This is a genomic window from Paenibacillus sp. GCM10027629, assembly GCF_042676425.1.
Lineage (GTDB): Bacteria > Bacillota > Bacilli > Paenibacillales > Paenibacillaceae > Paenibacillus_K > Paenibacillus_K terrigena.
The window spans coordinates 1,622,598-1,630,694 of sequence record NZ_JBHTGZ010000009.1 but is presented as its reverse complement, the minus strand read 5'-3'; the positions used below and the strand labels follow the sequence as shown (position 1 = coordinate 1,630,694).

Annotated in this window: 7 protein-coding genes and 1 pseudogene; 6 read left to right on the top strand and 2 right to left on the bottom strand. The window is 43.3% G+C overall.

The window, feature by feature from the left end; translation table 11 throughout:
* The 4 genes and pseudogenes from ACFQZR_RS16975 to ACFQZR_RS16960 all read left to right on the top strand — a co-directional run.
* A pseudogene (locus ACFQZR_RS16975) lies at positions 1-299 on the top strand (carbohydrate ABC transporter permease); the annotation flags it as partial.
* A gap of 31 nt (positions 300-330) precedes the next feature.
* Positions 331-1,902: an extracellular solute-binding protein gene (locus ACFQZR_RS16970; protein ID WP_379347879.1), complete on the top strand. Its 1,572-nt coding sequence runs from the start codon at positions 331-333 to the stop codon at positions 1,900-1,902.
* Positions 1,903-2,064: 162 nt separating this feature from the next.
* Positions 2,065-3,114: a LacI family DNA-binding transcriptional regulator gene (locus ACFQZR_RS16965; RefSeq protein ID WP_379347877.1), complete on the top strand. Its 1,050-nt coding sequence runs from the start codon at positions 2,065-2,067 to the stop codon at positions 3,112-3,114.
* On the top strand, positions 3,084-3,287 hold the full coding sequence (locus ACFQZR_RS16960; RefSeq protein WP_379348892.1) for a C40 family peptidase: 204 nt from the start codon (positions 3,084-3,086) through the stop codon (positions 3,285-3,287). The genes ACFQZR_RS16965 and ACFQZR_RS16960 overlap by 31 nt, the downstream gene beginning before the upstream one ends.
* 224 nt (positions 3,288-3,511) lie before the next feature.
* Here ACFQZR_RS16960 and ACFQZR_RS16955 read toward each other — a convergent pair whose 3' ends face one another.
* Positions 3,512-4,408: an AraC family transcriptional regulator gene (locus ACFQZR_RS16955; protein WP_379347875.1), complete on the bottom strand. Its 897-nt coding sequence runs from the start codon at positions 4,406-4,408 to the stop codon at positions 3,512-3,514.
* Between the two features lie 131 nt (positions 4,409-4,539).
* Here ACFQZR_RS16955 and ACFQZR_RS16950 point away from each other — a divergent pair, with 131 nt between their 5' ends.
* Positions 4,540-5,904, top strand: coding sequence for an MATE family efflux transporter (locus tag ACFQZR_RS16950; protein ID WP_379347873.1), 1,365 nt, complete (start codon positions 4,540-4,542; stop codon positions 5,902-5,904).
* Positions 5,905-5,941: 37 nt separating this feature from the next.
* Positions 5,942-6,571 carry a sugar O-acetyltransferase gene (locus ACFQZR_RS16945; RefSeq protein ID WP_379347871.1) on the top strand — a complete coding sequence of 210 codons (630 nt, stop codon included), beginning with the start codon at positions 5,942-5,944 and terminating at the stop codon, positions 6,569-6,571.
* Between the two features lie 395 nt (positions 6,572-6,966).
* Here the strand turns inward: ACFQZR_RS16945 and ACFQZR_RS16940 are convergent, their stop codons facing one another.
* Entirely contained in the window at positions 6,967-8,034 is a 1,068-nt protein-coding gene (locus tag ACFQZR_RS16940; RefSeq protein ID WP_379348890.1) for a M42 family metallopeptidase, read from the bottom strand.
* Between the last annotated feature and the right edge of the window lie 63 nt (positions 8,035-8,097).

Here is an 8,097-nt window from a genome sequence, read left to right as displayed (position 1 = left end):
CAATCCTGGCAACCATCGGCTTATTTACAGCTGTTGGCATTTGGAATGGATATTTCAATGCGTTGCTTTACTTAAATGACACCGAAAAGTATCCTTTACAGATGATTTTAAGAAGTATTCTGGTTGCTGCAACCTTCAATCCAAGCGAAAAAGACGCTTATGCTCAATTAAATCACTCGGCAACGGAATCTTTAAAAATGGCATCTATTGTCATCACTACCCTTCCTATTATGTGTATTTATCCTTTTATACAAAAGTACTTTGTCAAGGGTCTTATGGTTGGCTCAATAAAAGGATGATCATAAAATTTATTAAAAGGAGAGATTTATCTTGAAAAGATTTTTGGTCTTATTTGTAGCTATCATGATGTTAGTTGCAGGGTGCAGCAAGCCAAGCGAATCCGCCAAAAACACAGAGCCGTCACAGACATCAGACCCTAATGCCGCCGAACAAAAAATTAGCGAAAAACCCATTGAAGTTTCTTGGTTTTTTATGGCTAATACCCCATACACTGGCGACGAAGAAATTTTTAAGACAATTCAAAAGTACACAAATATTAAAATCAAACCCATTAGCGTAGCCCGTGCAGACTATACACAAAAATTGAACACCATGTTAGCATCTGGATCACTACCGGATCTGATTACATTAGCAAGAGATAATGCGGACCGTTATGGTCCACAAGGAGCATTCTTAGATTTAACGCCTTATATGGACGCAGGGAAGCTTGATAATTACAAAGCAATCATGGAAAAATATCCACCTGCCATGGATCTGACTCGTTCGCCTAACGGCAAATTTTATGGCGCCCCAAGAATTTATGATGTGCCATATCGTGTTGATGAAGTTTTACTGGGTAGAACTGATATTTTTGCAAAAAACAACCTATCCACGAAATTCGAAACGTTTGACGATTTATACAATACCTTAGTTCAGCTGAAGAAACTTTACCCGGATTCTTACCCTTATTTTGTAAGATGGGGTACGAATCACTTAATAGCTAACCAAGCTTACTTTAGAGGAACGTCCACCTCTTTCTACCTTGACCAAGATGGGAAGAAATATTTATTCGGCCCAGAAAGTCAAGCCTACAAGGATACGTTGGTTTACTTGAAAAAATTGTATTCCGAAGGCTTAATAAATCCAAACTTTGCTACGATAACAGATGATGAATGGGATGAACTCTTAGCTACAAACAAAGGTTTGGTGACCATTGACTACCCGCAAGCTGGCGACGAGATTGTTAAACGAATGGGAAGTAAAATTCCAGAGGGCTTTGAATTTACGGCGATGCTTCAACCTGCTTACAACAATAAAAGAGTTGGTACCGCTGTTTTAAGCGGCTATTTCTCAAGCTACAAAGTGATTTCAAACCAAACGAAATACAAAGATGAATTGGTTAATTTTCTGAATTGGTTATACAGCCCGCAAGGTACCGATGCCATGCAATTTGGTATCGAAGGCGAATCTTATCAGAAGAATTCCGATGGTACTGTGAAATTTTTAAAGGATTTTCAAACGCCTGCTACACCAAATGGCAGCATCAAGAATTCGGGGCTAAACGACCAAAGCCTTTTCGGTGTTGTAAATCAAGCGGCTATTAATACTTTTGAGTTAAATGGTGCTGCCATGAAAAAATCGGTAGCATTTTTGGAAGAAAACCACGCCTTTGGCAAGGCAGTCTTTGATGCAAAATTTAGCGATACGAATGAGAAAAAAGAATATACCGACCTCAAAACGGCTATTGATACCTATGTAGAGGAAGCTTCGGTAAATGTGATTATCGGTAAGCAAAGCATTGATAAATGGGATTCGGAAGTTATTCCACAGGTTAAAAAACTTGGCTCTGACCGAGCTCTGGAACTAATCAATAAAGCCTATGACGAGACTTTTAAGAAATAATGAATATAACTTGAGTTGAATTTAGGAGCGTGATGTTGTCACGCTCCTTAATTTGAATAGGGGGAAATTATGTATAAATTCGTCTAATACAAGCCTTTAGAGTGCAATAATATTGACACCAAATTCCATCAAATGATTATGAATAATTAAGGAGGTGTCGAATTGCCGACATTGAAGGATATCGCCGATCGGGTCGGGGTATCGATTTCCACTGTATCGCGCGCGATCAGCAATGATGTGACTCGCCCAGTAAGCAAAGAGACGAGGCGTAAGGTGTTAGAAGTAGCGAGTGAGATTCGCTACGATATAAAGGAAGAGCTGACACCGCAGGCGAAGAAACTACAACATCCGTCCGAGAAATCGATAGGATGCATTATGCCGCAGTCGTTCTTTGATTTTCATCCGTATTTTACGGCCGTTATGTCCGGCTTCCGCAAGAAGATGCACGAGCTTGGGCGCACTCCTGCGTTCTTCATGTCGATGGAGGAGGTCGGAAGCCCCGAATACCTGCGCTCTTTGATTCGGGAAACGGGAGTGAAAGGCATACTTGCAATCGCCTGGTACAATAAGGAGCAGTTCGAGGTCTTGCAGGAAGAAGGCGTGTGTGTGCTCGGCGTCAGCCTGAACTACGACAGCTTGTCCGTACCCGTTGTCGACTGCGACCGCATATCGGCCGCCCGTGCTGCCGTCAGGCATCTGATTGCGCAGGGACATACGAAAATCGGATACATTGGGGGACCAACGTTCTCTAAAGAATTGGAAGGGGATGAGCGATTTTCAGGTTACAAGGTTGGCATGCTCGAAGCGGGATTCGGGTTGAATCAGAGCTGGATAATAAATACCAATTGGAAAGTTGATATGAGCTACAGTTTAATGTCGGACATGCTCGTACGGTTGAAGGAGGATGAGAGGCCGACGGCAATGTTTTGCGCAAGCGACGTACTGGCGATTCCCGCACTTCGCGCCGTCTCAGAGAAAGGCTATCGCATTCCTCAGGACATCGCGTTCGTCGGCATGGATGATATCGAATTCGCGCAGTATACGTCGCCTCCCCTCACGAGCGTACAAGTGCCGAAAACGCAAATCGGCGAAGTTGCTGCCAAAACGCTGGTTGATTACCTTGAAGGTTACTATTCGCTGCCGCTCAAAGTGCTGCTGCCGTTCGAGCTCGTGCTGCGGGAATCGTCGTCTTTTATAAAGATGGAACGCTGAACAGTACGGGTATCTCCCATGCAGGAATTTACATAGGTGACAATCAATTCGCTCACTCCTCTAGTAGTAAGGGAGTAAGAATAAGCAAGTTGACGGAAACGTACTACCAAGATCGTTATGTTACAGCTCGGCGTGTAGTAGATGAAAAGAGTTATCATGATATGGTGAATTAATGTATGCATGAAAAAGGATAAGCCTGATCTATAAAGTACCCCATAGAGTAGACACCTAAAAAAGGTCTACTCTATGGGGTACTTTTCTTTATACTTAAGGAAATAAAAATTCGGCATTAGCGGCTTCTCCAATTGACCATCCATTTTTGAGAAAGAATCTTCTTGTCATCCATGATCAAATATTTATGGTTGTCGACCAGGCAACTCTTATTGTCGATGTTAATCTACTCCCTGACAGTATTGGTGGTTGTTTGCTTGCGGTAACTCTTCGGAACCATCCCCATCTCATTTCGAAATACATAGGAAAAATAACTTGCACTTTGAAACCCACACGAAATAGCTATCTCGCTGATCGTTCTATCCGTATCTTGCAACATCTCACAGCTTTTTTGGATGCGATACCTTGTCAGGTAGGAATTCGGCGTTTGACCTATATAACTGCTGAACAACTCACAACATTGACTCCTGCATACAGAACCCGCGGATGCGATTTCATCAAGCGTAATCTTGTTCTCATAATGCCGATGAATGAAACCGGTCATCTTCCAAACCACTGTCCAGGACGGATCAACTACAAGATGTCCTGAATTTGATGTTAAATGATCTCCCATGCATGCACATAGGGACATAGCCTGCGATAGTAAGCGAAGTGGATTTCGTGTATGACTATGCATCTCATCATAAATTTGAATAAGCGAGAGCAGAACTTCCCGTTGCCAGTGAATTTCATCGGTGAGTAATACATAATCAACGGAGTTTGAGCCGAATTTCTCCTCCCAATACTCCATCCCGACCCATGAATCCTTACCAAGCAGCGAAGGATGAATTGCTACCACAATATAAGTACAGTCGGTCATATCGGCAGAAAACCCATAATGTAACCGTTTGCTATTAACAAATATCCCATTCCCCTGATCTAAATGCACCGTTTTTCCGTTTACAAAAAAGTCTATCGACCCTTGAAGAACTAAAATAAACTCTAAATCCGGATGCCAATGACATGCGGCAGCATACTTGTCAAATTGATGCAGAGTGCCTTTGCGTACATATAGCTGGAAATTTGGCAAATTGTAGTTTAAACGTTCGGATAAATCAGAAAATACCTCTAGTTTGGTGTGCACAGCAACACATCCTCATACAAAATACGATTTTGATAGTATTTTAATCAATTATGATGGAAACGTAAATAAAAATGTACTATTTTTATGTTATGTCATTTTAAATGGAAGGGAGGAGAGAAGTGCATAATCATGTGCAATTAGAAATTTCAAAGCATCATGATTTCAATCGTCAATTGATAAGCCTGGTGATTCCAATTGCGTTGCAGAACCTTATATCAGCATCCGTCATTACGGTAGACGTATTGATGTTAGGCGCAATCAGCCAATCTGCTATGTCGGCTATATCTCTGGCAGGACAAATTACCTTCGTGTTGACCTTGTTTTATATTGGACTGTCAACAGGGGCAGTGATCCTTACGGCCCAATATTGGGGAAAGAAGGATGTGAAGTCGATACAACGCGTACTAAGTATCGCTTGTCTGTTTTCGATTTGCATAACTATTTTCTTTTTCGGGCTTTCACTGTTCTTTCCAGATATGCTGATGCGGCTTTTTACGAATGACGAAGTGTTGATACGATACGGCTCGGGGTTTCTTCAATTGAGCTCGTTTTCTTATCTAGCAATGGCAGTTTCACAGATGTATCTAAGTGTGATCAGAAGTATGGAGAACGCGCGCGTGAGTGCATGGATTAGCTCGGTATGTCTGGTTTTAAACATTCTATTTAACGTTCTTTGTATATTTGTCTTATTTCCAGGTATGCCTGAGAAGGCTATAAAAGCGGTTGCTTTAGCGACTGTATGCGCACGTTACATTGAACTTGGTATTTGCATTGTGCATTCGATTACACGAGGGAATATCAGATTTCAAATTCCTGTATTTGATAACATTCAGCGTAATTTGCTAAAGGATTTTTTGAAATACACAATTCCTGTTCAAGGTAATTACATCGTGTGGGGCTGTGCTATGAGTGCAACCGCTGTATTTATGGGTCATATTAGCGCCGATATGGTAGCAGCCAATTCCGTCGCAACAGTAATTAAGAACTTAGCCATTGTGTTAAGTGGTGGAATTGCCAGTGGCGGAGCTGTTCTTATCGGCAAATATCTAGGCAATGGCGACATGGAGATGGCCAGACAGTCCGGTAATAAGATTAACGTGTATGCACTGATCCTTGGTGTTCTAGCAGGAATAACCATTTTGCTTAGTAAACCGTTGGTCTTTTCCATAATCACTTTGAATGATACTGCAGAAGGTTATCTTGAAGGAATGCTGTATATATGCGCCTATTATTGTATTGCTAAATCGATTAACTCCACAATCATTGGTGGCATATTCCCCGCTGGCGGAGACTCCAAATTTGGTTTTTGGTGTGATACGGTAGTCATGTGGGGCATTATATTGCCACTCGGATATCTATGTGCTTTTGTGTGGCAGTTACCACCAATTATCGTATATGCAGTCATTTGCTTGGATGAAATCATTAAGCTGCCAGTCGCATTAATTCGTTACCGCCGGTATAAGTGGCTCAAAAATATCACTAGAGATTTTGCATAATAAAGTTGTAACCGATACGAATAGAGGAGAATGACATATGAATATTAATGAAAGAATGGCAAGTGTTCAATTATTTACTGATCATGACCATAATTACCCGGCGGAGGCTGCCGAACTTGCCCGTGCACGTCAGCGAGGGAAGGCCCTTTGCTTTGAAATTAACCATTTGCACCCGGATGATACGGAAGGTCGCCTGTCCCTGATGAGAGAACTTTTTGGAAGCATGGGTGAAAATGTATGGATGGAACCTCCCATCCATATGGCGTATGGCTCCAACACGACAATAGGCAGTAATGTGTACATTAACTTCAATCTAACCGTTGTAGATGATTACAAGGTAACAATCGGTAATCATGTTATGTTCGGTCCAAACGTTACCATTGCAGTAACCAATCATCCACTACATCCTGACGTGCGTAGAGAAGGTGGCATGTTTGCATTGCCTGTGGTGATTGAAGATGATGTTTGGATTGGCAGCGGTGCAATTATTGTTCCAGGTGTCACCATAGGTAAGGGCAGTGTAATTGGTGCTGGAAGTGTCGTTACCAAGGATGTCCCACAAAATGTGATTGCAGTGGGTAATCCGTGTAAGGTTCTACGTGAGATCACAGAAAACGACAGAATTTATTACTATAAAAACATGCGCGTCGATGAGGTTCAATGGTAAAGTAATCATTTATAAGCACAACGTAAAACACGCACTGCTAATATGAAATCAATAGCAAACAAAATTAAGGTCACCAAAACGGTGACCTTAATTTCTTGTGAAGAGAATGGGGGAACAATATACTGAGGAGCATGCTTTTTGGATAAAAACGCTATTGAAGTAACTGAATTCCAGACCGATCTCTGGATTCATGAAAATACTCTCCCTCTCATAAATCGACGGGTTATAGACCCAAGGGAACGATCGATCTGCCTCGCCTACTGACAAATACACCACAGAAATAAAAGTGGTCAGCCAGGAAATACTGGCTGACCCTCATAATACGAAGGAGTACGATAGTTCAATTCTTCGATCGCTCGTGGCACCAAATAGGGAAGGCGGAGTGCAGTCGCTCCTTACCCTTGGCCGAATGTAAGTTCCTTCACTTTGTTTTTATCCAATCGTTTGATTACTTCGGTGATCAGCTTCACGGCATTTTCGAAATCCTCGCGGTGGAGAATCGCTGCATGTGTGTGAATATATCGCGTTGCAATCGAAATCGCAAGCGACGGTACACCGCCGGCTGTCACGTGAATGGCGCCCGCGTCGGTTCCGCCTCCTGCAACATAGTCGAATTGATAAGGAATGCCGAGCTCATCCGCTGTGTCGGTAACGAAGTTGCGCAGGCGGCGATGCGAGATCATCGATCCGTCATAAATGAGAATTTGCGGCCCTTTGCCCATTTTGGCCAATGCGTCCTTCTCGCTCACACCCGGCGTATCGCCAGCGATCCCTACGTCAACCGAAAAACCGATATCCGGTTGAATGACATTTGCAGCCGTTTTCGCTCCGCGTAAGCCGACTTCCTCTTGAACGGTGCCGACGCCGTAAACGGTATTCGGATGCTCGACGTCTTTCAATTGCTTCAGCACATCAATCGCAATGGCACAGCCGATGCGGTTGTCCCATGCTTTGGCCATCAGCATTTTTTCATTTTTCATCACGGTAAATTCGCAAACCGGTACGATGGAGTCGCCCGGGCGAACGCCGAACTCCGTAGCTTGCTCTTTGCTTTCCGCGCCGATATCGATGAACATCTCTTTTTTGTCAACTGGATTTTTGCGGGCTTCTGGCGATAAAATATGCGGCGGTTTCGAGCCGATCACGCCGGGAATGTTCCCCTTGCGCGTCATGACGGTCACCCGCTGCGCTTGCATCACTTGCTCCCACCAGCCGCCGAGCGCTTGAAAGTATAGGAAACCTTTGTCGTCGATCCGAGTCACCATGAAACCGATTTCATCTAAATGTCCGGCTACCATAATTTTAGGGCCGTCCGGGGCTGTGCCCGTTTTTTTGGCGATCAAGCTGCCGAGATGATCAACCGTCACTTCGTCAGCGTAAGGGGCAATGTGCTCCCGCATAACGTCGCGCACTTCGTCTTCGTGACCGGGTACGCCGTTGGCGTCGGTTAGGGCTTTTAACATTTGCAAGGTAGAGTCCAAGGATATTCCTCCTCCATTATGATTGACTATCAATCTATTATATAT

Excerpts from the sequence above, each read along its gene's own strand:
- ACFQZR_RS16945 (WP_379347871.1), top strand. The coding sequence starts at position 5,942 with ATGAATATTAATGAAAGAATGGCAAGTGTTCAATTATTTACTGATCAT.
- ACFQZR_RS16940 (WP_379348890.1), bottom strand. The coding sequence starts at position 8,034 with ATGTTAAAAGCCCTAACCGACGCCAACGGCGTACCCGGTCACGAAGAC.